This window comes from Mesorhizobium sp. M0833, from assembly GCF_040319905.1.
Taxonomy (GTDB): Bacteria; Pseudomonadota; Alphaproteobacteria; order Rhizobiales; family Rhizobiaceae; genus Mesorhizobium.
Genome location: NZ_JAMYOQ010000037.1, coordinates 23,953 through 46,454 on the forward strand (window position 1 = coordinate 23,953; position 22,502 = coordinate 46,454).

At 59.8% G+C, this 22,502-nt stretch carries 19 protein-coding genes and 2 pseudogenes; 7 read left to right on the plus strand and 14 right to left on the minus strand.

The window, feature by feature from the left end:
* Positions 1 to 6: 6 nt before the first annotated feature.
* A complete protein-coding gene (locus tag NKH98_RS28305) occupies positions 7 to 507 on the minus strand; it encodes a hypothetical protein (RefSeq protein WP_352903462.1) in 501 nt (166 codons plus the stop codon).
* 1,062 nt (positions 508 to 1,569) lie between these two features.
* Between NKH98_RS28305 and NKH98_RS28310 the strand changes: the two genes are divergently transcribed.
* Entirely contained in the window at positions 1,570 to 2,487 is a 918-nt protein-coding gene (locus NKH98_RS28310; RefSeq protein ID WP_352903464.1) for a UbiA prenyltransferase family protein, read from the plus strand.
* Positions 2,488 to 3,470: 983 nt separating this feature from the next.
* Here the strand turns inward: NKH98_RS28310 and NKH98_RS28315 are convergent.
* Both NKH98_RS28315 and NKH98_RS28320 read right to left on the minus strand, forming a co-directional pair.
* Positions 3,471 to 4,163: pseudogene (locus tag NKH98_RS28315) on the minus strand (ArnT family glycosyltransferase); the annotation flags it as partial.
* 2 nt (positions 4,164 to 4,165) lie between these two features.
* Positions 4,166 to 5,185 carry a hypothetical protein gene (locus NKH98_RS28320; RefSeq protein WP_352903466.1) on the minus strand — a complete coding sequence of 340 codons (1,020 nt, stop codon included), beginning with the start codon at positions 5,183 to 5,185 and terminating at the stop codon, positions 4,166 to 4,168.
* 168 nt (positions 5,186 to 5,353) lie between these two features.
* Between NKH98_RS28320 and NKH98_RS28325 the strand changes: the two genes are divergently transcribed.
* Positions 5,354 to 5,869 (plus strand): hypothetical protein, encoded by a 516-nt coding sequence (locus tag NKH98_RS28325; RefSeq protein ID WP_352903467.1) that lies wholly within the window; start codon positions 5,354 to 5,356, stop codon positions 5,867 to 5,869.
* Between the two features lie 79 nt (positions 5,870 to 5,948).
* Here the strand turns inward: NKH98_RS28325 and NKH98_RS28330 are convergent, their stop codons facing one another.
* Together NKH98_RS28330 and NKH98_RS28335 are read right to left on the minus strand one after the other, a co-directional pair.
* Positions 5,949 to 6,923: a lysylphosphatidylglycerol synthase transmembrane domain-containing protein gene (locus tag NKH98_RS28330; RefSeq protein ID WP_352903469.1), complete on the minus strand. Its 975-nt coding sequence runs from the start codon at positions 6,921 to 6,923 to the stop codon at positions 5,949 to 5,951.
* A 2-nt stretch (positions 6,924 to 6,925) separates the two neighbouring features.
* Positions 6,926 to 7,669, minus strand: a complete 744-nt coding sequence (locus NKH98_RS28335; RefSeq protein WP_352903502.1) for an autotransporter domain-containing protein — start codon at positions 7,667 to 7,669, stop codon at positions 6,926 to 6,928.
* On the opposite strand from NKH98_RS28335, the gene NKH98_RS28340 reads away from it, so the two are divergent.
* Positions 7,592 to 7,768 (plus strand): hypothetical protein, encoded by a 177-nt coding sequence (locus NKH98_RS28340; protein ID WP_352903506.1) that lies wholly within the window; start codon positions 7,592 to 7,594, stop codon positions 7,766 to 7,768. The two genes, NKH98_RS28335 and NKH98_RS28340, sit on opposite strands and share 78 nt — an antisense overlap.
* A gap of 274 nt (positions 7,769 to 8,042) precedes the next feature.
* Here NKH98_RS28340 and NKH98_RS28345 read toward each other — a convergent pair whose 3' ends face one another.
* Positions 8,043 to 10,088: a DUF2298 domain-containing protein gene (locus tag NKH98_RS28345; protein WP_352903470.1), complete on the minus strand. Its 2,046-nt coding sequence runs from the start codon at positions 10,086 to 10,088 to the stop codon at positions 8,043 to 8,045.
* Positions 10,085 to 10,804, minus strand: a complete 720-nt coding sequence (locus NKH98_RS28350; RefSeq protein ID WP_352903471.1) for a glycosyltransferase family 2 protein — start codon at positions 10,802 to 10,804, stop codon at positions 10,085 to 10,087. Before NKH98_RS28350 ends, NKH98_RS28345 begins: the two co-directional genes overlap by 4 nt.
* A 177-nt stretch (positions 10,805 to 10,981) precedes the next feature.
* Between NKH98_RS28350 and NKH98_RS28355 the strand changes: the two genes are divergently transcribed.
* Positions 10,982 to 12,139, plus strand: coding sequence for a UDP-galactopyranose/dTDP-fucopyranose mutase family protein (locus tag NKH98_RS28355; RefSeq protein WP_352903472.1), 1,158 nt, complete (start codon positions 10,982 to 10,984; stop codon positions 12,137 to 12,139).
* Here NKH98_RS28355 and NKH98_RS28360 read toward each other — a convergent pair.
* On the minus strand, positions 12,115 to 13,875 hold the full coding sequence (locus NKH98_RS28360) for a glycosyltransferase family protein (RefSeq protein ID WP_352903473.1): 1,761 nt from the start codon (positions 13,873 to 13,875) through the stop codon (positions 12,115 to 12,117). The two genes, NKH98_RS28355 and NKH98_RS28360, sit on opposite strands and share 25 nt — an antisense overlap.
* A 188-nt stretch (positions 13,876 to 14,063) precedes the next feature.
* Between NKH98_RS28360 and NKH98_RS28365 the strand changes: the two genes are divergently transcribed.
* The 3 genes from NKH98_RS28365 to NKH98_RS28375 are packed head-to-tail and all read left to right on the plus strand — an operon-like array spanning position 14,064 to position 17,096.
* Positions 14,064 to 14,831 (plus strand): FkbM family methyltransferase, encoded by a 768-nt coding sequence (locus tag NKH98_RS28365; protein ID WP_352903474.1) that lies wholly within the window; start codon positions 14,064 to 14,066, stop codon positions 14,829 to 14,831.
* A 58-nt stretch (positions 14,832 to 14,889) separates the two neighbouring features.
* Entirely contained in the window at positions 14,890 to 15,915 is a 1,026-nt protein-coding gene (locus NKH98_RS28370; protein ID WP_352903476.1) for an SDR family NAD(P)-dependent oxidoreductase, read from the plus strand.
* Positions 15,912 to 17,096, plus strand: coding sequence for a glycosyltransferase family 4 protein (locus NKH98_RS28375; protein ID WP_352903477.1), 1,185 nt, complete (start codon positions 15,912 to 15,914; stop codon positions 17,094 to 17,096). Before NKH98_RS28370 ends, NKH98_RS28375 begins: the two co-directional genes overlap by 4 nt.
* A gap of 73 nt (positions 17,097 to 17,169) precedes the next feature.
* On the opposite strand, the gene NKH98_RS28380 is transcribed toward NKH98_RS28375, so the two are convergent.
* The 6 genes and pseudogenes from NKH98_RS28380 to NKH98_RS28405 form a co-directional block, all read right to left on the minus strand.
* Entirely contained in the window at positions 17,170 to 18,987 is a 1,818-nt protein-coding gene (locus tag NKH98_RS28380; RefSeq protein WP_352903478.1) for a phospholipid carrier-dependent glycosyltransferase, read from the minus strand.
* 175 nt (positions 18,988 to 19,162) lie between these two features.
* Positions 19,163 to 20,083 carry an endonuclease/exonuclease/phosphatase family protein gene (locus NKH98_RS28385; RefSeq protein WP_352903480.1) on the minus strand — a complete coding sequence of 307 codons (921 nt, stop codon included), beginning with the start codon at positions 20,081 to 20,083 and terminating at the stop codon, positions 19,163 to 19,165.
* 253 nt (positions 20,084 to 20,336) lie between these two features.
* Complete coding sequence (locus NKH98_RS28390) at positions 20,337 to 21,257, minus strand: NAD-dependent epimerase/dehydratase family protein (RefSeq protein ID WP_352903481.1); 921 nt, start codon at positions 21,255 to 21,257, stop codon at positions 20,337 to 20,339.
* A 51-nt stretch (positions 21,258 to 21,308) separates the two neighbouring features.
* Positions 21,309 to 21,590 carry a hypothetical protein gene (locus tag NKH98_RS28395; RefSeq protein ID WP_352903483.1) on the minus strand — a complete coding sequence of 94 codons (282 nt, stop codon included), beginning with the start codon at positions 21,588 to 21,590 and terminating at the stop codon, positions 21,309 to 21,311.
* A 35-nt stretch (positions 21,591 to 21,625) separates the two neighbouring features.
* Positions 21,626 to 21,877, minus strand: coding sequence for a hypothetical protein (locus NKH98_RS28400; RefSeq protein WP_352903485.1), 252 nt, complete (start codon positions 21,875 to 21,877; stop codon positions 21,626 to 21,628).
* Positions 21,878 to 21,944: 67 nt separating this feature from the next.
* Positions 21,945 to 22,073 (minus strand): annotated as a pseudogene (locus tag NKH98_RS28405) (transposase domain-containing protein); the annotation flags it as partial.
* Between the last annotated feature and the right edge of the window lie 429 nt (positions 22,074 to 22,502).

Here is a 22,502-nt window from a genome sequence, read left to right on the forward strand (position 1 = left end):
ACTGAATTACGTCGCCGCCCCTTCTTTACGATATCTCTTCTCGAACTCACGGAGCACCATTTCGAGCGTTGCCTCAAAAGCACCCTGATCGAACATCATCGATTTCTTTGCCTCGTGAAGGTAGCGCCAGTCGGTGAAGGCATCTTGGTGCTGATACAGAATGTGACGAATGCTGTAGTCGATGTAGAAACCATTGGGATGATACGGGACCACTGACCTTTTGAACTCCGCGTCGAGTTTCTCTTGGCTTTCGGGCTTTAGGCGATCAAACAGCTTCATCAGGTTGTGCAATTTGACAACTCTTGGATCGTCGTGGTCGAAGACGAACCACGCTTTGAGTGCCAGCTCCATAGAAAGCGCCAAAAGCATCGGTTCAACACCGACGTGTTCGCGTTCGCGCAGGTCTGCATGCTCTCCGAATTCTCGGCTTGGAAAGTTCTGAGTTTTTCGAAAGATCGCCTTTGCGGCTTCCCCGATCCTAATGGCCGTCGATAAGCGCGCACTCATTAGAGGTCCATTGGATTGATGTAAACTTGCTCCGGAGCTTGAGCTGAGATATTGCAAGAACGCAATCGCTTAGGCTAGGAGGCACGGAATCACAACTTAACGACGACAAGTTAGAGTTGAGTTCACCGCCGGCGACCTGTTTTTCCCACCTCTTTGGGACGCGAGTGCTATCTGGTTGCGATCCTTATTGCCTGAGCCAAGGTCTCTAGAACTGCGGCGCACCTGCACGAGCTTACTCGGGCTATGTCAAGCTCGTCTGCATTCAAATGCTGGCGTCCGGCAATGAGCAGACTGTCCGCCTTCAGGAACTCCCGGAAGGTGGATGAACGACCGGAATGCGGCGCAGAGCTGTCCTTCGCGTCGTGGACGCGTATGTCGGCTTCGAGTCAGGCGTTCCGTTCCCCGGTCTTCGCAGCACCGAGCCAGATCCATCCAATCTCATGAGCCAACCTGTTGGCGAACCTGTTGGCGAACCACCCTATAAAGCATTGATAAATAACGATAAGGTGGGCCCGGAGGACGTGTTCAAATTATCGATTTCATTGTCCTTTTCGTGGGCACATGTCGAGGAACCTTCCCGTGTCATTCCGTATGGTTCCGTGGCACATTGTACAGTCATCCGCAAGTTGGCCTCGGACAAACCCTTACAGGCTGCCGAATTGCTGCCATAAATTGTGTTCGTTTGGGTTCGGGGAGGAACTCACGAGGACGCCGAAGCCTATGTTCTCCCCAGAGGCAAGGCCCACCTCCTCTCTATCTCTCCATCGCACAGGCAATCCGCGCCATCCGAACACTCATGCCGGCTCGCAAGGCTACCGATCGCGACTTGGAGGAGTTAGTTGCGGCAGCATTCTTTGTTCACGGTATGCCCGTCGCCGGCGATTTCCCTCCCCGATCGCCAGGCGCAGGCCGTTGCCTTGCTGCGTGACGCCGTGCGCCAAGTCGGTCGAGATCACTTCGGCAGCCGTCTTGCGCAAAGGCGCTACATAGATAATGTACTTAGGATTGCACGCCCCCCGAACCGACCTAATAGTCATCAAGCTCCCGACCACGGATTGACATTTGTCCGAGACGGCCAACATCGAGGTTTCTTCGGCGGTGCAGCCGCGCATCTGGATCGCGGCTTTGCGGCCGACCCATTGGATCAAGAATCTTCTGCTCGTGGCGCCCGTCCTCTCCGCACATGTGGATCCGTCGCTTGACATGATTGGGCGGCTGGCACTGGGCATTTTGTTAATGAGTTTCGCGGCGTCCTCAGGTTATCTCGTCAACGACCTGCGCGACCACGTAGCCGATCGCCAGCATGCCTACAAGCACAAGCGTCCCGTTGCCGCGGGTAAGATCAGTAGACGCGACGCCGCCTTGATGGCACTGTTTCTGGGCTGGGGCGCCATTTCCCTCTCTTGCACCTTCTTCGGAAGCAAGGTCGGCATGTTGCTGGCCGCCTACATGCTGTTAACCGTTTCTTACAGCTTTTTCTTCAAGCGGCTGCCGGTCGTCGACGTCCTGATCCTGGCGGCCCTCTACGTATGGCGACTGATGATCGGAGCCGAGATTGCCGGGATCGATATGTCGCCTTGGCTGCTTGTCTTCGGCTACAGTCTTTTTGTTGCGCTGGCACTGGTCAAACGAGTTGACGAATTAGCTGCCCTCGACGTTGCCAATTCGACTGCCTTGGCCGGTCGCGCCTATCGCAGAAATCACCTTTCCGCCGTGCTTTCGTTCTCCGTCATCTTCGCTCTTTTTTCGCTGGCGATCCTGGCGGCCTATATCGGCTTCAGCGAGGCGGCCAAGGCCTACTATCATGCGCGTTCATGGCTCTGGGTAGCAACGGCTCTGCTCGGGCTATGGCTGGCACGCCTCCTGCGCCGCTCGGCTGCAGGCCGATTGGGGGGCGATCCGATGGTGTTCGCGGCATCGGATCCGGTCAGCCTGGCACTGGCGGTCTGCGTGACGGTAACCTTCATCGCCGCGGCGTAGGCGGGGGGCGGTTCGCCCAAACAGGCCGGTCGAACCGCAAGCATTTCCTGCATGATGCGCGACGCCGGCATGTGACTATCGTTTTTCAGCACGATGACTTCGGGGCTGTCGAAGACAGTGAATGTCTCCTCGGCCTGCATTTCCGGGTTCAAGGCTGGGCCGAGTGAAGGGCGGCGTCGGAATTCGGCGACGATGCGGTAGCCGAGGCGCGCGGACCACAAAGCATCATAGTAGCCGCACATTTCCGGAAACCGTTCGTGGAGACGCGGCAGCACGGTGTAGTGACGGCGGCTGGCAATGATCAACCACCGGCTCTCTGCGAGGATGGCGGCGATCTCGCCGGTCTTGTCCGGCGACGAGGCTTCAAGAAGCGGCAGCACCACGGTCTGGATGGGCGTGGCCGCGGGTACCCAATAAGGTGGACCGACATCTCGCGGCTCGACGGCCAGCCGGTCGCCGGCCTTTAGCTGTGGAACCAGCCATTCCCAGGCGGCAATGCGCGGATCAGTGACTTGGTATATAGCCGCCTGCATAAAACCGGCCAGGGCGGTGGCCGCTCCTGCAATCGCCATCAGGCCAACGCGCACACGCCTGTTTTGAATCCTCGTCAGAAAATACCCGGCAAATAAAATCAGCATCGGCACAAGCGGGCTCAAATAGCGAATGAACTTCGCATGCCAGTTGCAGATGATAGCTGCATAGACGATGGTGAAGACGGCGACTACGGCAAGGCTGTGCGCGCCTGCTTTTCGCCGCCAAAGATCCCATAGCAGAACACAAAGCCCCGCCAGGCCGAGCGGTGCCACGACTGGCCCGACCAGCCAAGGCAGTTGCGCCAGTTCGAACAAGCCATTTCGCGCTCCGTTGAACTGATAGGTCCAGAACACATCCGCCGCGCCCGAAACCACTCCACTCTCGAACCTCATCGTCTCGAAATAGGCCTTCGGCGTCGCCCATAGCTGCGGCGTCGTCAGCATCGCCATGACGATCAGGACCGCGAGCGCGATCCCGCCCGCCTTCAACCCCAGCCAGAAACGGCCCCCCGTCGGCGTACCCATCGCCACTGCGGTCGCCGGGCAGATGGCGAAGGCAAGTGCGGTTGTCTTGAGCCCAAAACCGAAGCCCAACGCGGCTCCTGCAAGGATTGCGAAACGCATCGGCGACAGACCGCCGCAAACATGCCTCACGCAAAGATAGATCATCACCACCAGACAGAGCACCAGGCCGGATTCGGTCGTGGCGAAGTGTGCGGACTGGATCAGTGACGGCGAAGCTGCCGCGCAGCCGACAACCAGCAACGCGGTTTGAATGCCCAGCGTCCGCCTCGCGGTCCACCACATCATGGGCAGCGCCGCGCTTGCATAGAACGCCGACAGGATACGCCCGCCAAAAACAATCGCCGCCACGTCCGAACCGCTTCGCCCCGTCCAGGGCGAAATAAGTTCGGCCAGCAATCGCGGCAGGTAGAGTGCCAATCCATTGTAAGCATGAAACCGCGGGATCATTTCGCTCGGAAAGGCCAGACTGGCTGCCGCGGTTGCGATGTTGCGCTCGTCCGGATTGAGCATCAGCCCTTGATCCCAGTCGAGCCCCTGGAAACGCAGGACCGCACCTATGGCGATCACGAACCATGCCCACTCGGCGATATGGCGTTCGGTTAGTGCGCGTTCGGCCATCGTCACCGGCGTGCCCGCCGCCTGTTTTGCCCGGATTGCCTTGTCCTTGAGCCCGCTGCACTGGCCACGGTCGTCGAGGTCGCAGGCACACGCATCAGTCCGGCCAAAAAGAGGGGCAGAATGAATAGATTGAAGTGGACGAGCACATTCTGAATCGCCTTGAGCAAAGCCAGCAAAAAAAGGGGCGGCGGGTGGTACGGCCGGATGAATTCGTCGGTGACCAGCATAGACGCGCCTGCCGCCATCGCTTCATCATGGCTTGCTGTGATCGCGCCGGCAGTCATGGCGAGCGAGAAAAGCAGAAGGCTGATGACAGCGCCCCTGACTATCGCCGTCGTCCTCCGCCGAAAAACCAGTGATGCTGCAATCAATGGTGTAGCCAGCGTAAAATCCGCCGGGTGAAAGGCGGCGGTCAAGGCGGCGGCGGGGTGCGGTGACAAGGCGGCCGAGGTGACGACCATTGCTGCCGGCTCGGCACACGTAATCGCCCGCGTCAGGTCACCGGGGATGAACCACAACAGCGCGTTCGATAGAGGCACGGCGACAGCACAGGTGACCAGATCATCGATTTGGTACCAGACCGCCGCGCCAGCGAGGGCCACCGCGAACCACAGGACCGGCGACCGCACCAAATCCTCCGGACGAAGCATGCGGGCAGAAAGAGCGAAACCCGCAATCAGGACTGTGCTGAGCAACGGCGCGACGTAGAGATGCAGCAAAAACATCACCCTTGGCGCGCCGATCGACAAGAAGAGCACCAATATCCGGACAAGGTTGAAAGCGAGGATGGCGCCGGTCACCTCAACGGCGAAAAGCGCGAGGGGCCGCAACGCGGAAGATCGGGCCTTGAGCCAGGTGATCGCGCCTGCAGCGCTCACCAGAAGTCCGTTGCCGTCGCAGGCCGAGGTAACCGCGACAGCGTTGCCGGTGAGATTGTCACGAAGCTCGGTTCCGTTTCGGACAATGTCGTAGCCCGCGAGCCTGAGCAGCGCAGCTGCGCAGGCCGCCAGGAACTCGGCCACGTAGCCGAAAAGCGCTACGACGGCCGGCGCCTCGACCAACAGAAATCCCCCAAGCAAAACCGCGCATGCATAAAGGGCTGTCTGCCAAAGTCGAGATTCATGCGGCCAGGCATTTGCAATGCCGGGACTGACGGTCATCTTCTGTGATCTGACTGCCTGGCCCAGAGCATGAGCGCAAGGAAAGCGCCAATCACCACGAACAGGAGTGCGGGAACGCTGAAACCCGAACGGCCGCCGGGCACCATATTGACGTCGACCGGAGTGGATGTTGCAGTCGCCGGCGCGGTCGTGGGTGTCGAACTGCCTGTCGGCGATATCGTTGGCGTATCAGTAGGTGTCAGTGTCAGCGAACCTGTGGGTGTAGCTGTTGGCGTATCCGTCAGCGTGCCGGTCGGCGTCACGGTTGGTGTGTCCGTCGGTGTGCCGGTCGGCGTCACCGTTGGTGTGTCCGTCGGCGTTCCGGTAGGTGTCGCCGTCGGCGTAACTGTCGGTGTGTCCGTCGGTGTGCCGGTGGGCGTAACTGTCGGCGTGTCCGTTGGCGTTCCAGTGGGTGTCGCTGTCGGCGTAACCGTTGGTGTGTCCGTCGGTGTCGCTGTCGGCGTAACTGTCGGTGTGTCCGTCGGTGTGGCTGTGGGCGTCACCGTTGGTGTATCTGTCGGCGTGGGGGTGCCGGTGACTCCTTGAGCCATGCCTGCGGTCGGCACAAGCATTGCAAGCGCCGTGATGCCTGCAGCGGCCAACGTCAATTTGATGTTATCGGCGGTCACGGCCGTTTTCTCCCGACGATCAGAAAAAATCCCAAGGCCTGCGTCACAAGCAGGAACAAACCATAAGCGACAGAAGACAAGACGATTTTGTCGTGCTCGACGCCGATATTGCCGAATGCCTGCACGAGCGTGAACTCTCGAAGGCCCCATCCGGCTATGGACAGCGGCAGAACCGAGACGAGAAGCACGCTCAGCAACACGGCCGTTGCCGGCAGTATCGGCAGGTCGGCACCCAGTGCATGCGCCATCACCAGAAATATTGCGACATTGGCCAAATGACCCGCTATCGCCGTAGGAATCAAAATCAAGTTCCTCCGCAGCGACGTCGTTTGCCTTAGAGCCACGGCCAATCGTTTCGCGCGGTCGAATTGACGGCTACATATGAGGATGGCCGCTGCGGCAACGACAACCATCACAGCCGTTACAGCGGCGGCCAGAAGGGTCGATCCGAACAGGTCGTTACCGAGCAACGGCATGGCCGCCATGCACAGCAGCGCCAGACCGACCAGACCATACAGTCGGTCGACGACAACCGAGCCCACGGCCCTTGCCGCCGGCACACCCTGTCCGGCGAGCAGAGATGCGCGCAGCGCGTCCCCACCGACGACGGAAGGTAGGACTTGGTTGACGGCCAGACCGATCCAGGTAAGCCTGACGAAAGAAGCAACATCCGGCACGTAGTTCCGATCCGGATGTTCCGGAAATCCCGCGACCACGGAACGCCAGCGGCATGCGAGCAAGCAGACGACAAGCGCTGACAGCATCAGACATAGGCCAAGGGTTTTGGGGCCGACGACGGTCAATTGCCGCAAGTCAAGCGTCGCGGAGGTAGCCCACAACGCCGCCGCGAACAAAGCAGCCGACAGCACGATACGCAGGACAAACCCAACGATCTGTCGCGCGGTTGCCCGTCGGGGATTTGGCGCCAAATCCGCACTGGCTTGTCGCTCAAGGACGCTCGCGACAGTCATGGCTAAAACGTCTTGACGAATTTGAAGCCGCCGTCGACACCCTGGAAGCCGCCCTGCCCGGCGAAAACGCCTGTGGTGAGCGATAGCATGCCGGATGCGACATTCATCTCCAAACCGACACCAAGCCTGCCAAACACGCTTTCCTTGCCGGGCTCCGCCGTGCCCAGCACCGCGGACAGATCCGTATCGTCAATGAAATTGACATAGCCAGTGGCTTCCACATACGGCGTGAACCCCTGCATCACGGTTCCAATCTTTACGTTGCCGAGGCCGGTGAGTGCCGTGAAATCGCTCTCAGGGACATCGGCAAACGGCACGCCGCCCGAATACTCCTGATAACTGTCACTCTTTTGATGAATGAACCGCAGACCGCCGCTATAGTCGACGAAGTACGTGCCGGCATCGTGGACGCCGTGCAGCTGCGCGTCGACCATGTAGCGCAGCGCGTCATACTCGCCCTTATAGGTCCCTCCGGACCGGGTGGTCTTGTAGTTCAGCCACTCCGCACCGCCGATGACGCTCAGATCCAGCCCATCATTCAACTTGACGATCGCGCCGACGAGCCCGCCAACGCCGCTGTTCTTCAGCGTGCCATCGTTGAAATGGAGCTTTCCGTCACCTGTTTCGGCGATAAGTGCGGCGACCACCGTCGTGGACGGCGAGATCGCGTGAGCGACAACGAGGCTTCCGAAGGTCGAGGTGAAATCGAAATCAAATCCGTTTGGCGATCCTTCGACATAGCGAATGCCGCCCCCGAGCGATATCCCCCATTCGCAGGGGGATCGCTGCAGATCCCGGCCCTGTTCGTCGACGTTTCTCGCAAAATCCTGGCACAGGTTGAATAATGCCGCGTCGCGCGCCGTGGTCAGCGTCGTGTCGACGAGCGAGAAGGCAACTGCCCGGTCAATGCGCGATTGAATGGCGGAGGCAGATCCGGGGACATTTCGTGCTTCGGCCGGAGAAGCTGAAAACATAGCCAGCGCAAGCGCGACCAGCGCGACGAGGCATGCAATCCCGCTACTCGACCGAGACCCCACCATCGAACCCCCATCCGAATCCGCGGCCGATTGTCCCGCGCTCGAGCAACATAGCCCACATTTCCGTTACGGCAAAGCGACATCATTGCTGACAGTTTTTTAAATCCACCTCGATCAGCAATGAGGCTCCGCTTCGCACGATCGCCGGCCCAAGCTGCTCCAGGACAGACAGGTCGAGACCCGAGAAACTCTGGTGCTCAATTGTTCCGATCGCGACATGGGTAACGCTCTCAGCCGCCACGAAATCGCACGCCTGGCGAAGGCTCCTGGACAAATAAAACGCCTTGATCTGATCCGAGCGGGCGTAGACGGGGGAAATGTTGCCGCGCCAAAGCCATTCGTGGCCCCGCCAGCCGAGTAGGGACGGTACGCCGGACATCGCCGACAGGCGCCCGGCGTCGCCGAAGCTGTCGCCGGGCGCTTCAACCATGAGAATATGCCTGGTCGGGGGCTGATCGCGCAGCCAGTCCACCAATGGTCTGTCCTCGGCATGCGTGCGATCGACAAAGCCCAGACCGTCCAGCGTGAGGGTGCGAGAGCCCAGCGAACGAAAAAGGCCGCCATGCATGATGCCGCCATAGGACAGCGTCGCAAGCAACGGCACCGAAAGCACCAGCCCAACCAGCGCAACTGCTGTCCGTACGCTCTGCAGGAGAAGGCCGATCAGAATGAGGCTCGCCATCACGGCTACCGGCTGGGCTTCGAAGCTGAGCTTGAACATGGTGTTCGCGCGCCGATGGTCCTCGCCATAAATGTCCTTGACGTAGGCGATCTCCGGCAACGCAACCAGCACGACGGCGAGTGCAGCCAGCATGGCGCCGGCTAGCCAGCGGGGATCGCGGCGCATCCGCGTCAGCATGCCGGCCAGCAGCAGCGCGCATGGAACGGCCACATGACCGTAGAGTACTGCCAATTGCCACAGCGGCGTGTGCGCATCGGACCACTTCAGATGCGACGCTATCGGCTTGAAGTCGAGGAGAAATGGCGCGGCCAGCACAAAGGCGGCGACTATCACGAAGAAGCCCCAACCCGACAAACGCACGAGACAGCCCACCTGTCCAGAACCGGGCCGCAGCATAAGCATGAGGCCCGCCAGGCCCATCAATATTCCGTACGAAATGGCATCCCAACTGTTGCACATGGCCGCCACAGAGAACAGCAGGGCGAGAATGATCGCCTCGACGGGACGCACACCACCCGTGGGCCGAGGCGCGGCTTCTCGCTGCACCAGCCGCACCAGAATCAAAACCAGCAGAAATGCCGTCGGCAAGTTCAGCAAATGTGCGTGGAGATCGCCGACGGCAAAGCCATAAGCCGGCATCTCTGTAAATCCCTTGTCTCCGGTCGGCGGGTCGAAGCCAACGAAGCGCGTAGAGTCCGGATAGTAGAAATCCCTGGCATAGGTGGTCCACGAAAATTGCCGGAACGGCCCGTACAGGACGCTATGGAAATTGCCGCCCAAAGTGACGAGTGAAGCAGCCGCGCAACCACAGACGAGTGCGATGCGCGGCGATCCGGGGTGCAGGCAGCCTTCGACGATGCGATAGCTGAGCGTTGCGGCAAACGCGAACAAGACGGCGATCATCACGTTGAAGCCGTGGTCGGACGGCACGCCGGCGAGCTGGATGAGCCAGGCTGCAGCGACATGGCCGAAATAGTAATAATTGATAGGTGCGCCCGCCCACCACGGATCCGGTGGCGGCATTGTGGTGGTCCGCAAGGCCGCGTTGACGAAGCCGAAATCCATGAATTTCTCGAGGCCGTGAATATCAGGAACCCCGGCCTTGATCACCGCACCGACAAGCAGGATGGCGAGAAAGCCGGTCTCCCATTGCAAAATACGGGCAACTGGCGGGAGAGTTCTGGGACGTCTGTTTGCGATGCCAAAAACGACGACAAGGGCGCCAAGGCCGACGATCCAGCCGAAGCGCCAGAACGGCACACCGGCGACGCTCGCCAGCCATGCCACATATGATCCGATCAGCCAACCCAGCGGTTTGGCGGCCAGATAGCCGCGGTCCAGGTCGTCGGGCAGAAGCAGGCCGGCGAGCGGCCATGCCAGGAGACCGCAGGTTGCGAGGGCAAGCCAGACAAGAAGAATCGAGCCAACGCTTGCCGCGTCAATCATCGTCTATCGTGCTGCTGCTTGGAATGATTTCGAAAATCGACGACGTCGGCCACACCCTCTCTGCAGAACTTGGCCAGCCGGCCAAGGTTCAGTGTCGAAGGCCCGTGCCGACGTGGCCTATGGTCTACGGGCAATTCCACGGTGTTCAAATCGGGACGCTGCAAGGCCGCCGCCGCAATCAAGACCGACGGAATCCAGCATCCTGGGCGCATCGATTGGCGCGCCGTGTGCCAGACGTCGGCCCTTATGAGTTTGTACGGCGCGCCGGCGTCACGTACCCAGACTCCCAGTTGCAGCCGTAACAGGAGACGCATCGCCGCCGAAATCAGCAAACGATGTGGCGGGTCGCGGCGTGGCCGCCGAAACCCCAGGACGACATCGTGGCTCGCCGTCAATTGCCAATGCCGCGCGAAATCATCAAGCGGGACCTGACGGTCACTGTCGAGCAGAAAAAGCCAGTCGCCCGTGGCTTTCGCCAAACCGTTCGCCAACGCGGGGCCATGGCCTTGGTTCGACTGCTGGATCAGCACGATGCGTGGATCGCGCACAGCGAGCGCTTTCGCAAGCGCCGCAGTCTTGTCCCGGCTGCCGTCGTCAACGATGATGATTTCCAGATCCGGAACCGTCGACGCGACGTGCTGGAGCACGTCATCGATCGCTTCTTCGATGTTTCGCTCCTCATTGTAGGCTGGAACGATGACGGACAGAATTGGCATGGATCACACAACCGGGAGGGACAGTGACCGTTCGGTCGCAACAAAGCGACGTTGGGTCGAAAGGCAGGCGCCGAAAGGGCGGCGGCGACATGATCGTGGAGTCTCGACCATGGGCGCCAGTCTTGCTATCACATCGCTCGAGATGGGCACAACAGCATCGCACGAGCAGGCAGCCGCTTGACCAGGGTCCTTGTGGCTGGAGCTGGGTTTAGCGGCGCTGTGCTGGCCCGCAGCCTCGCGGAGTCCGGCTTCGACTGCCTTGTAGTCGACGAGCGCAGTCATGTGGCGGGCAATTGTCACACTTCGGAAGACGCCGATACCGGCATCCTGATTCACCGCTACGGCCCGCATATCTTCCATACAGATGATGAGGATATCTGGAATTTCGTCAGGCGTTTCGGCGAATGGCTACCTTATCGCCATTCCGTTCACGCCACCGTCAAAGGCCGCGTTTTCAACCTGCCGATCAACCTTTTGACGATAAATCAGTTCTTTCATACGGCGATGACCCCGGAGGAAGCCAAGGCTTTCGTAGCGAAACGGTGCGTGACGAACGCCAATCCTGCCAACTTCCAGGAGCAGGCGCTGGCGATGGTAGGCCAGGAGCTCTATGAGGCGTTCTTCTGCCACTACACCGCAAAGCAATGGGGCGTCGAGGCCGAGCATCTGCCGGCCAGCATCCTCAAGCGTCTTCCGATGCGATTCTCGTACGACAGCAATTACTTCCATCATCGTCAGCAAGCCATGCCACGCCATGGCTATACCGAAGTCGTCGAAGCCATGCTCGCGCATCCCAGGATCGAACTTCGCCTCGGCGTCGCCGCGGAGAATCTGTCGGAGATGTTCGCCCACACCTTCTACACAGGCGGCATCGATCGCTACTTCGGGTACTCGCTCGGACGGCTGGGCTATCGCAGCCTGCGCTTCGAAGAAATCCGGGTGCGCGGCGACGCGTTAGGTTGTCCTGTCATGAATTTTCCGGACGCCGAACTTGCCTGGACCCGAATGACCGAGCATCGCCACCTGTCACCCTGGCGGAAGCCCCGATCGGACGTTTCGGTCGTTTGGAAGGAATTCCCCGAAGCAGCAGGACCGAACAGTCCGATGTTCTATCCACTGCGTCTGGCGCGCGATGAGCAGCTTCTCGAAAGCTATGTTGCCTTGGCCAGGAACCAGACAGGCCTGACATTTCTGGGCCGGCTTGGCTGCTACGCCTATATCGACATGGACGCAGCAGTGCGCCGTTCCCTCGACACGGCTACCATTGCCGCGCAGGCGCTTAGAGCCGGCGCCTCTCCCCCGGTCTTCGTTCACGACCCGTTGGCCAAGGCCTGAATAAGCCGCGACTGAGTGCGTTGCCGTTCATAGCATCCGAGCTTGCGATAGATTTCGACGGTCGGGTGATCATAGACCGACCACGGCTCCTGCGCGCTCCGGTCGCTGAATGCGAAGCCCAGAACCGGATAACCGCGCTGATCGCGATAGACACGTTCGAAGCATAGTTCACCACTGCCAAGCATCTCATAATAAGCGCTCGTCATCGGAAATCGGCTTGCAAGGGCGGTGATCGGCTTACGCATACGTTCGCTCGACAGGATCACGAGGTCTGCTTGATCGAGCAGCTTGGCGATCTTCGCCGCCTTTTCCTCATTGTCGGGAGCCTCCAGGCCGAACGTCAGCAGTTCGAAATGCTCCCCTTGGCCGGCCCAGGCCAGTTCCGGCTTGCCCGACAGTCGGACCGGAACTGGCAGTCCGTCGTCCCAAGGCGTCTCGTTGACCAGGACAGTGCCAGGTTGCGTGTTGAGCCACAGCCAACGCGAGGCGGCAACGCGGCTGTTCGTGCTGGAGTGAAGCGTCACCATACCGAGGCCCCATAGACCGGCCGCGACCACCATCAACGCCAGAAGGGCGCGGCCGGTCAATGAGGCTGCGAGCCACGGGAACGGCGCCGCTGCGATGACGCAGAGCGCGGGCAAAGCCGGCATCACATAGCGCAGGGCCGGTATCGGTCCCGAGATCCAGTAGATCGTGATTGCCGCGGCCAACGCGGCCAGGGGCAACAATCCCGGCCAGGAGGGCGGTCCTCGCCATGCGAGGAGTGCCAGGCTTGCGACCAGCGCGACGGTTGTCACGGGTCCGAGACCCCAGATGCCGAGATCGAGCAAGGCTCTTGCCGGACTGTAGCCCGCGATCCACTGCCAATTGGGCGGGAACCCCGGATCCAGAACCACGTGGCTCATCTCGGCGTAACCCTTGATGAAATTGGGAGCGAGCGCCAGGCCGAAAATACCCGGCCCCTGGAAAGTGAAGGGGCAGGCCAGCCGGAAGGCGACGCAGGTGAATACCAGCGCCAAGGCAAGTGCCGCTGCAAGGGACGCGAGCCGCCGGTGCGCACCCCTGCCCCGGTAATTGACGACGATCGCCACAACAACAACGCCGAAAAGCGCCAAACCTGGCAATTTGCAGGCCAGAGCGATGCCCGCCAGCGCACCGCTGGCAGCCGCCCAGCCCAATGCCGCGCGCTGGCTTCGGGCTCTCACCAGCATGGTCGCGGCGACGAGGCACCAGGCGGTGGCGGCCGTCAGCCAGATGTCGACGGTGAAGAAATTCGCATGCTGTATGGCAAGCGGTGACAAAGCATAGAGCGTTGCCGCGCCGAGGCCTGCCGGCGCGCTGCGCAGGGCAAGCGTCCCCAGCAGAAACACAGCCAATATGGTGTAGGCGTCCAGTACCGCGCCCATTGTGCGAGCGAGCCGAAGCACCTCCGGCCAGCCGCTCATACCGGCGAGCCAGGCCGTTCCGCTGACGGCGAGATGCGGCAACTCACCGTAGACGTAGAGCCTTTCCTTCTGGCGAGGATCAAACGGTGATTCACCGGTGGCGAACCACAGCTCGGCCAGAGACATATCGCCAGGCTTCAGCGCGGCGAGGCCGGTCATCGTGTCGCTGACGACGAACATCATGTGGCGCTCGTCGGGATGAAGGTTGGCGCCTTCGTCCCAATTCGTTCCGACGAGCCGCAAAAAAGCGCCAAGTGTCACGACGAGCAGACAGGCTGCTGCTGTCAGCATCCGTTTCGAAAGCCATACGGGCGGCTGGTGCACCGCCGATACTGACTGCTGTAACATGATGGCGAATTGGGTCCACGGTAGGAACGACGGATCATGTCGGCTCGCATGCAGGATAGCAACATCGAATATCGGTTGCCGTCCGCTCAGCGATATGTGCAAGATCGAGGTATTTCCTCCTCGATGGCTTCATGGATCTCCTGAACCTGCCTCCGATCGCGCGACTGCACCAAAGGTTGTTCGCATTCGCTTATCGTTTGCATGAGGCCGAACTCGACCTCGTCGCACATCTGCCTCGCCTGATCCGCGCCTGGCGACCGGATTGGCCCTCGAAGGTTCCGCTTGGCCTTGATGTCGGCGCCGGTCTTGGTCCCTACGCGCTGCACATGTTGAAGTATTGCACCGACGTCGTAGTAGTCGAACCGAACAGCGCGCAGGCGGCCTATCTCAGGCGTACCCTGGGTGACCGCGTCCAGGTGATCGAGGCGGCTGCGTCTGATAGCTCCGGTACCGCCTGGCTTGTAGACGACGGCACGGGTAGCACCTGGAGACGCCCGCTGGCGCGACTGTCACCTTCATCGAATTCGCATGTCTGGCGGCAACCTTGTGCAGTTGAAACGGTCGATCGATTGATGGATCGCCTTGGATTGGCGCAGACGCCGGGGCCGCTGGTTGCGAAAATCGATGTTGAGGGACATGAGCTAGCCGTGCTGCAAGGCATGACTGCGCTGCTCCACGAGCGACCGGCGCTCATCGTCATCGAGATCGAGACACGACTTAACCCCAATAGCAGGGCCGTGTTTGATTTCTTCAAAGCCGCCGGGTTCGAATGCCATGTCTATCATCGCGGCCGGCTGCTCCCCGCCTCGCACGAAACCGCCGAGATGATGGCGCAAAGGGTTCCGACACGATTTGCTCGCCTGGCGGGCTACCGCAGCAATTTTATCTTTCTGCGATGAGTGAGTTGTCAGTTCCACCTGGGCAGCTAGTCTGGCGCCATTGCCTTCAGGAGCATCCATGCGCGTTCTGATTACTGGCGGTGCCGGCTTCATTGGGAGCAATCTGGCTCATTCCCTTCTGTCCGAGCAACATCAGGTCACGCTCTATGACAATCTGTCCCGGCCCGGGGGCAAGCAGAATCTCACCTGGCTGCGCGGTACATTCGGCGACGCTGCGCTGCTGATCGAAGCCGATGTGCGCGATGCAAGTGCGCTGGTCGCAGCGGCACGCGAAGTCGATGTGGTCGTGCATCTGGCCGGTCAAGTCGCAGTGACCACGTCGGTGAATCAGCCTCGCGAGGATTTTGAGATAAACGCGCTGGGAACATTCAACGTGGTCGAAGCCGTTCGCCTCGCGCCCAAACCGCCGATGCTGCTCTACGCCTCCACGAACAAGGTCTATGGAGGCATGGAGGGTGCGGCACTGGTCGAGGAAGCGACCCACTACCGCTACCGTGATCTAAAGGGAATTCCGGAAATCCAGCCGTTGGATTTTCACTCTCCTTATGGCTGTTCCAAGGGCACAGGCGACCAATACGTACGCGACTACGCCCGCATCTACGGGCTGCGCACGGTAGTGTTCCGCCAGTCATGCATCTATGGCCCGCGCCAGTTCGGTGTAGAAGACCAAGGCTGGCTGGCTCACTTCATCATTGCCGCGCAGCTGGGCCGCCCGATCTCGATCTACGGCGACGGCAAGCAGGTGCGCGACATGCTGCACGTCGACGATTTGATCGATGTCTACAGGCTTGCTATCGAGCGCATCGATGTCGCGCAAGGCGAGATCTACAACATCGGTGGAGGTCCTGCGAACGCGCTGTCAATCTGGGCGGAGGTTGGTCCCCAGCTCGAGCGCCTCGCAGGCCGCGCAATTCCCGTCACCTACAGGGAATGGCGTCCTGGCGATCAGAGCGTCTGCGTGATGGACACGTCAAAAGCCGAGAGGGAACTAGGCTGGGTGCCCAAAATCGGTGTCCACAAAGGTATCGAATCGTTGTGGGACTGGGTTTCTAGCAATCGTCCGCTGTTCGAGGCAAGCGCATGAGACTGCTCATCGCCCTGACCTACTATCGTCCTTACACCAGCGGCCTAACGATCTATGTCGAACGATTGGCCAGGGCCATGGTGCGGCGCGGGCATTCGGTCACCGTGCTCACTTCGCAACATGACCCGAACTTGCCGCTACGCGAGGAAATCGAGGGTGTGCATGTGGTGCGCGCGCCGGTTATGGCGCGCATAAGCAAGGGCGTCATCATGCCGACCTTTGGGCGATTGGCCAGCGCGCTTGCCGCTGAGCATGACGTGATGAACCTGCATCTGCCACAATTCGAGACACCAGGGCTTGCGCTACGTGGCCGCCTGCGGCGAATGCCTGTGGTTCTCACCTATCATTGCGACGTCAAACTCGTGCCGACGCTTGCAAATCGCGCCGCAAATGCCGCGGTCGACCTCGCGAACAACATCGGCGCCATATTGGCAACTGCGATCGTCACCTACACGCAGGACTACGCCGACCACTCGCCCTATCTCAGCCGCTATCACTCCAAGGTGCGTATCATCCCGCCGCCCGTGGAGATGCCGCAGGTCGACGATTTGGAAATCGGCGCCTTCGCGCAACGCTGGGACATAAGGGGGCCGGTCATCGGCATGGTTGCACGTCTTGCGGCAGAAAAGGGCGTGGAGGTCCTGCTGCGCGCCCTGCCCAGGATTCTGCAGGTATATCCCGATGCAAAGGTGATGTTTGCAGGCACATACAAGAACGTGCTTGGCGAGCAGGCCTATGCGCAACGGCTTCAGCCGATGCTGGAGCAACATAAGGAACGCTGGATCTTCCTCGGCAATCTAAGCCAGCGGGATCTCGCAGCATTTTACCCGAACTGCTCTATGGTCGTCGTTCCCAGCCTCAACTCAACCGAAGCATTCGGTCTTGTTCAGGTGGAGTCCATGCTGAGTGGCACACCGTCCATCGCCAGCGCTCTACCAGGCGTACGCCAGGCCGTTCACCAGACGGGCATGGGCGAGGTTGTCCCCATCGGCGACAGCGATGCGCTGGCCGCCGCGATCATCCGCGTTATCCGCAACCGTGATCAGTACGTTCAGCCGCGTGAAGTGATCGCTGCCCGCTATAACACCGACAAGACAGTGGAAGAGTACGAGAAGCTGTTCGCGGAACTGGTATACCGCAAGACAGGCGAGCCGCTCCAGCCAGAATTGTCCGGGTCTTGATTGGGGTCACCAACCCGATCATCAGGCCGAAATGGCGTGTCCATCTGCTCCCGATATGAACGCGAGAGCCGTCCTATTTTAGCTCTAAGAGGTACGCGGCCGCCTCGCCGTTCGGATAAAAAATCACCTTGTCGAGTCGGAAACCACTTTTCGCGATGTCTGACATCTTGTTCCAGACCTCGGCACGAACGCCAAAAAGCTGCTTCTTGGCGGGATCAAGGCGGTCAAGATCACCCAATGACGCTTTCCGACGCTCATTCGGATTGGTCAGATAAAGGTCGAGAAAAATGTAGGCTCCATTGTAGTTGCCATCCATGATGAACTCGTCGTAAGCGAGCCAATTGGCCTTGTAGTAGGCAATCATCTCCTTCGGACCGTATTGCCAGCCCCAGTAATCCGCAGAGATCAAAGGGTATCTCTCATAGGGCCCCGTGTAGAACCGCAGGCCGGAAAAGACGATTGAAAAAAGCAGTAACGACGCAGTCGCTGCAAGCACTAGGGGCTGGTCGGCCCAACACAGCAGGACGCGAGGTCGCGGTTTTTTGCCGTCGGCGGCAGGCTGGTCGCGCCTTCGCACTCGATTTGTCGTCCATCCACCGCTCGACGCTGATTGCAGACCCAGAAATGCCAAGCCGCAAAGGAACGGTATGGCGATCGACGCACCCACAATGGCGAACGTATATGGCGGTCGGTCCCTGCTCGTTGTCAGAAGGTCGGGAAGCGGGTAGGTAATGGCGATCACCACCCACGGGAGCAGAAACCTCATCGTCGGATGACGCCAGCAGTGCACGACTGCGTACAGCGCTATCGCGAAGACGGGAAGTGCCGCCCAGCTAAGCACACCGGCTCCGGCGACGGAGTGGCGGGAAATCCAGCCTCCAGGAAGCCCGACCTCTCCAATCCGAAAAAGGAAATCGAGGCTGAAATACTTCGGATAATTGACGAGCATTTCCTGGATTCGACCGAGCGACAGCAAGTCAAGCTGTGATTGCTGTTTGTCGTGCAGCCTGTGGAAAAACGACGGGTCGGCAAGCGCCTTGTATCCGATCGGGACGAACCACAACAGCGTTACACCGGATGTTATTGCGTAGACGCTCCATTCCTTGACGCGACGGCCGTTGAAACACAGTTCACTCAGGCCGAGCGCTCCGACCACCATTGGCGTGAAAACGTAAAATGGACCATTGCTGTAAGGACTCAGTCCGAAACACGCCCCTGCCCAGATCGCCAGACAGATCGACCGTTTCATCCTGGCCTGGACGTAGAGATAGAAGCCGACCGCCAGCAGGAACACCGACGGAGCGTGGCCAAGATTCAGTCGCCCAACATGAATCACGATCGGAGTGAACCCAAAAAGGGCGACGGCAACACTGGCAAACGGGATTTTTAACCATCGCAGCGTAAAATAGAAAACCACCAGCGTTGCCAGTGTCAGCACCGCAGACGTCAGCCTGATCCCGAAAGCGTCAAGACCAAAGACAGTTACAAACGGTGCGGCCGCAAGGAGCGGCAAAATGCCGACATGAACATATTCGAAGTTCCGCACAAAAATTGGGATGCTCTCAAGATCGGCTTCGCCCCGCAGGAGACGGTAGGACTGCAGGCCCACGGCGGCCTCGTCGCAGAAAAGCCCCGCTGGATTGCTGCCGATATGGCGCAGATAGATGACCAGCGCCAATCCAACAAGCAACGACAAGACTGCCAGTCGGGTGACGTTCGCAATCCTGCGATAAGGTGCTGGCGCGTGCAAAATCGCTGAAGCCTCGCTTGGCTCCTGTTTGGCGATGGAAGGGTTTTCTGATCCGCTTGTCAGAGCGAGGACGATTGTGACGACGACGAGGACCGTCGCACCGAAGATCGCTCCTAATGGTCCGGACAGGGCTGTTAACAAGAGCGGCGCCAACACCGCCGAAGTCGCGGGGAATAGTTGAAGCCATCGGACTGATCGACGGACCACACGCGCGCTCCAGAATCGGCAAAGCGGAAATATCCGGCAGCTACCAGAACTGCGTACTTTCACATGGTAGTCAAACTCAGCCGAGGCACCGAAGCCCAATCCGAATCCTTCAGGGTGTGAATTCGACGATCAAGGCAAGATGGTCCGAGCCCGGTGCATCAACCTTTCGAACGGAATGAACGACAACGTCTCCTTTGTACATAATGTGATCGATGGCCAGCCCGGCAAAACGCCAGGACGCGGGTAGATGGTTCGAGAGCCAAGTGGGCCCGATCGAAGGAACGAGATTCAATCCTCCCCGCTTCACGATCCGGTCCACCGCCGCACTCCAGGGCGTGGCATTGAAGTCGCCTGCCAGGATAGCGTTTCTGTCCAGCTGACGGATGGGTTCGGCCAATGCATCTATTTGGTCAAACTGCGGAAAAGGCCATGGCCATCTTAGATGGGTAGCAGCGATGACAGCTGTCTTGCCGTCGAAGTCGACCGAAGCTCTGACAAACATTCGTTCCGCAACGCAATCTGTTGTGCGAGCCTGACCGAATGACAGCCGTGAAAATATCGCCACGCCGTCCTCCGGCCGGGCGCCGCATATGATCTTGTTAGGATAGAGATCGTCGAGCGACGCCAACGCCCTGACCCATTGGTCGTTCACTTCCTCCAGGGTGACAACATCTGCTTGTGTGCTGCGGATGAACGACAAAAGTTCGGCACGCTTGGGATTGTCAAATAGCATGTTGATCTGCAGCAGACGGTATGTCGCACTATTTTGCGAGGGCGGTTTGGAACCTGCAAAAACATGCCCGACGGGGATATTTGCCGCAAGGGCGGTCATACCGAAAAACAAGGCGCAGAAGCCCATCACTCGGGCGTCGCGCCACCACAGCACGAAGGACGACAGTGCCAGCAACGCGGCTAGATGGAGTCGAAAATGGCTGACAGAATCGAGCGCTGGATGGAGCGCGTTGAGGAACCCGGCTCCGAGCAGCGCCGCAATGGCGGCAGTCCCGGCCGGCAGCACCGTCCGCCACATTCGCTGCCAGGGCGCTCGCGCCGGGATTATCAAAATGTGAACCTCTTGAAAATGAACTCCGGGACGGTAGCTATAAACAACATCACCACGCGCCAGATGGAACGGACGTAGATCTCTCGGATCCGCTCCCCTTCCGCGGCGCGCGTGCCACTTCCGATGGTTCTGCAGCGAGCAACTCTCGAAGCCCTAGCTGATTGCGTGGCCCGTCAACCCACCATTTTTTTGTAGCCGAGCGACGCTCCCGGGCGGGGCATCAGGCTTGCGCTCCTTCCGTTTCGCTTTCACGATCTTTTTGCATCAAGCCAGCGAGTTTTGACAGTCCTTCCTCCAGCGCCACCGTCGTCTGCCAGCCGAGCAGTGCCCGTGCTCGAGTCGGATCGCCAACAAATTCGTGCACGTCGAAATTGCGCGGTGGTGCGACGACAAAGCGTCCACGGCCGTTGCCGGCTGCGATTGCACACTCCGCGAGCGCCTTCAAGGACGTGCGCCGACCGGAAACAAAATGTATCGGCGGCAGCCGCTGTTCGCCTGCCGCAAGCTGGTCCGCCACAGCCAGGACGCCGGATGCAACATCATCGATATGGGTGAAATCGAATGCACAATCCGGCCCGTCTACACGCAAGACGCCGCCGCGCAATGCTGCAGCGACAAATGCCGGCACAACACGGTCGGCATGATCGTTCAAGGCACCATAGACGCCGGAGAAACGTAGAATGGCCGTCTTGAGCCCATCCTCACGTGCCGCCGCAACGAGACGCTCCGCCCCGAGTTTCGAACGCCCGTAGATGTTGACAGGAGCGAGGTCAAAATCCTCGTGGACCACTTTGTCATGCTGGTGGCCGTACACTTCCCGGCTACTCGCATAGATAAACCAGGGCTTGAGCTTGCTTCTTAGAGCCACTTGCAGAATTTGGCGCGTACCGTCGACATTGACCGAATGGCACAGGTTGGGATCACACTCAGCGTCGATAACACGGGAAACAGCAGCCAGATGAATGATGCCGGTCACCTGCGAAGCGGCGATCTCCATCTTGTTGCTGTCGCATATATCAAAAGCGTTGCTAGCGCGAAGGTCGGCGAAAAGAACACGGTTGTGCGCTCGCACAAGCCGTCCGCATACTGCCTTGCCGATAAGCCCATGAGAGCCTGTGACCAGGATAAACTCATCATTCATGCAATGTCCCATCCACCCGCGAGCACCCTTTGCTCACCCAAGCAGAAATTATTATAAAGTGAAATGGTGCTTCCGGAAGAGATAATGGCGGTAGCACCAGATTTGAAACGCGTCCCGAGGCAGGAAGCGTTTGACAGCATTGAAGATATCGTCGGCCGAACCGGTCCATCTCGAGGGGGCTGCGAAAAGCTTCAGATTCGCAGCACGGCATGCACCCTGAGACTGGTCGGAGAGCGGTACGGTATTGGTGGAGCCGAACGGAATGGTGGACAGCGCGCCGATGCCGATCGGTGCCTTCGAGCATTCCAACGCCACAAGGTAAGCCTCCGGCAAAGGCCGCGGTTCCCAGATATCCGGCCGAGCTGCCGTCAGTGGGTACTGAACTCAGGCCGGAGACTGACGAGTAGCTTGGCCAGCTGATCGCTTCTCTCAGCGAGTCGTCCGCGGTCGGTTAGTCCCATGTGCTCGTTGGCTACGGTGAAGAGATAGCCCGCGATCTCGCTGGCGGTGGCGCCTTCGTCCATCAGCATGACATAGGCCTTGTTTGCGTATGCGTCGTATTCGTCGGCAGGCTCTAGTATGCCGTAGATACCGATAGGATCCCAATCGCGAAGCAACATCTCGTGAACCCGCGCCCGGTTCTCTCGTGACTGATATTTGTTTCGTCTGTGAGGCCATTCTCCTGTCCTATGCAGCGATGGCTTTCGCTGATCGAAGCTCCCAGTTCCACGGCAGGAGATCGGCCAGCCGGCTTTGCGGCGTGTCGGCGATGCGGGCGAGCACGTCTGCGAGCCAGGCCTACGGGTCGGCATCATTGTTGGCCGTCGGCGCTTTAGAAGCATGGCGATGATGGAAGACCCAGCAATTCGGCTTAATAGGAACGGCAGGAGCAGGTCGGATCGAGTCACGCGACGCTCGCGGTCGTTTTAGAGTGATCGGGGTTTTCCCGGCTAGAGCGGCCCGGCATGAGGTGGTCCGGAGTGTGCACGAGGGTCTCGGCAGAGCGCGTCTCATGGAGGCCCACAAGCCAGTGCCACCCCCGCCGACAAACCCGGGCGGGCGGGTGCCTCGGGACACCATGGTAAGTTGCCAATGCGTTCGCTGGTGTGGCCTTAAGTCGCAAACTATTGGGCTTCGGAAGCAGGCGTCGGGCTTCATTGACGGTGCTACCAACCGCTTCGGCGCAACGGCATCCATCAAACTGAGGCATTACCTCATGGTGCGCTGGTTGTGGTCGGCCAGCTC

Bases quoted from the DNA above. Each gene is read 5' to 3' on its own strand.
- NKH98_RS28400 (WP_352903485.1), bottom strand. From the start codon at position 21,877: ATGTTGCTTCGCGATTGGGATCCTATCGGTATCTACGGCATACTAGAG.
- NKH98_RS28305 (WP_352903462.1), bottom strand. From the start codon at position 507: ATGAGTGCGCGCTTATCGACGGCCATTAGGATCGGGGAAGCCGCAAAG.
- NKH98_RS28375 (WP_352903477.1), top strand. From the start codon at position 15,912: ATGAGACTGCTCATCGCCCTGACCTACTATCGTCCTTACACCAGCGGC.
- NKH98_RS28370 (WP_352903476.1), top strand. From the start codon at position 14,890: ATGCGCGTTCTGATTACTGGCGGTGCCGGCTTCATTGGGAGCAATCTG.
- NKH98_RS28365 (WP_352903474.1), top strand. From the start codon at position 14,064: ATGGATCTCCTGAACCTGCCTCCGATCGCGCGACTGCACCAAAGGTTG.
- NKH98_RS28360 (WP_352903473.1), bottom strand. From the start codon at position 13,875: ATGCTGACAGCAGCAGCCTGTCTGCTCGTCGTGACACTTGGCGCTTTT.
- NKH98_RS28350 (WP_352903471.1), bottom strand. From the start codon at position 10,804: ATGCCAATTCTGTCCGTCATCGTTCCAGCCTACAATGAGGAGCGAAAC.
- NKH98_RS28345 (WP_352903470.1), bottom strand. From the start codon at position 10,088: ATGATTGACGCGGCAAGCGTTGGCTCGATTCTTCTTGTCTGGCTTGCC.
- NKH98_RS28325 (WP_352903467.1), top strand. From the start codon at position 5,354: ATGAGCGCAAGGAAAGCGCCAATCACCACGAACAGGAGTGCGGGAACG.
- NKH98_RS28390 (WP_352903481.1), bottom strand. From the start codon at position 21,257: ATGAATGATGAGTTTATCCTGGTCACAGGCTCTCATGGGCTTATCGGC.
- NKH98_RS28385 (WP_352903480.1), bottom strand. From the start codon at position 20,083: ATGTGGCGGACGGTGCTGCCGGCCGGGACTGCCGCCATTGCGGCGCTG.
- NKH98_RS28330 (WP_352903469.1), bottom strand. From the start codon at position 6,923: ATGACTGTCGCGAGCGTCCTTGAGCGACAAGCCAGTGCGGATTTGGCG.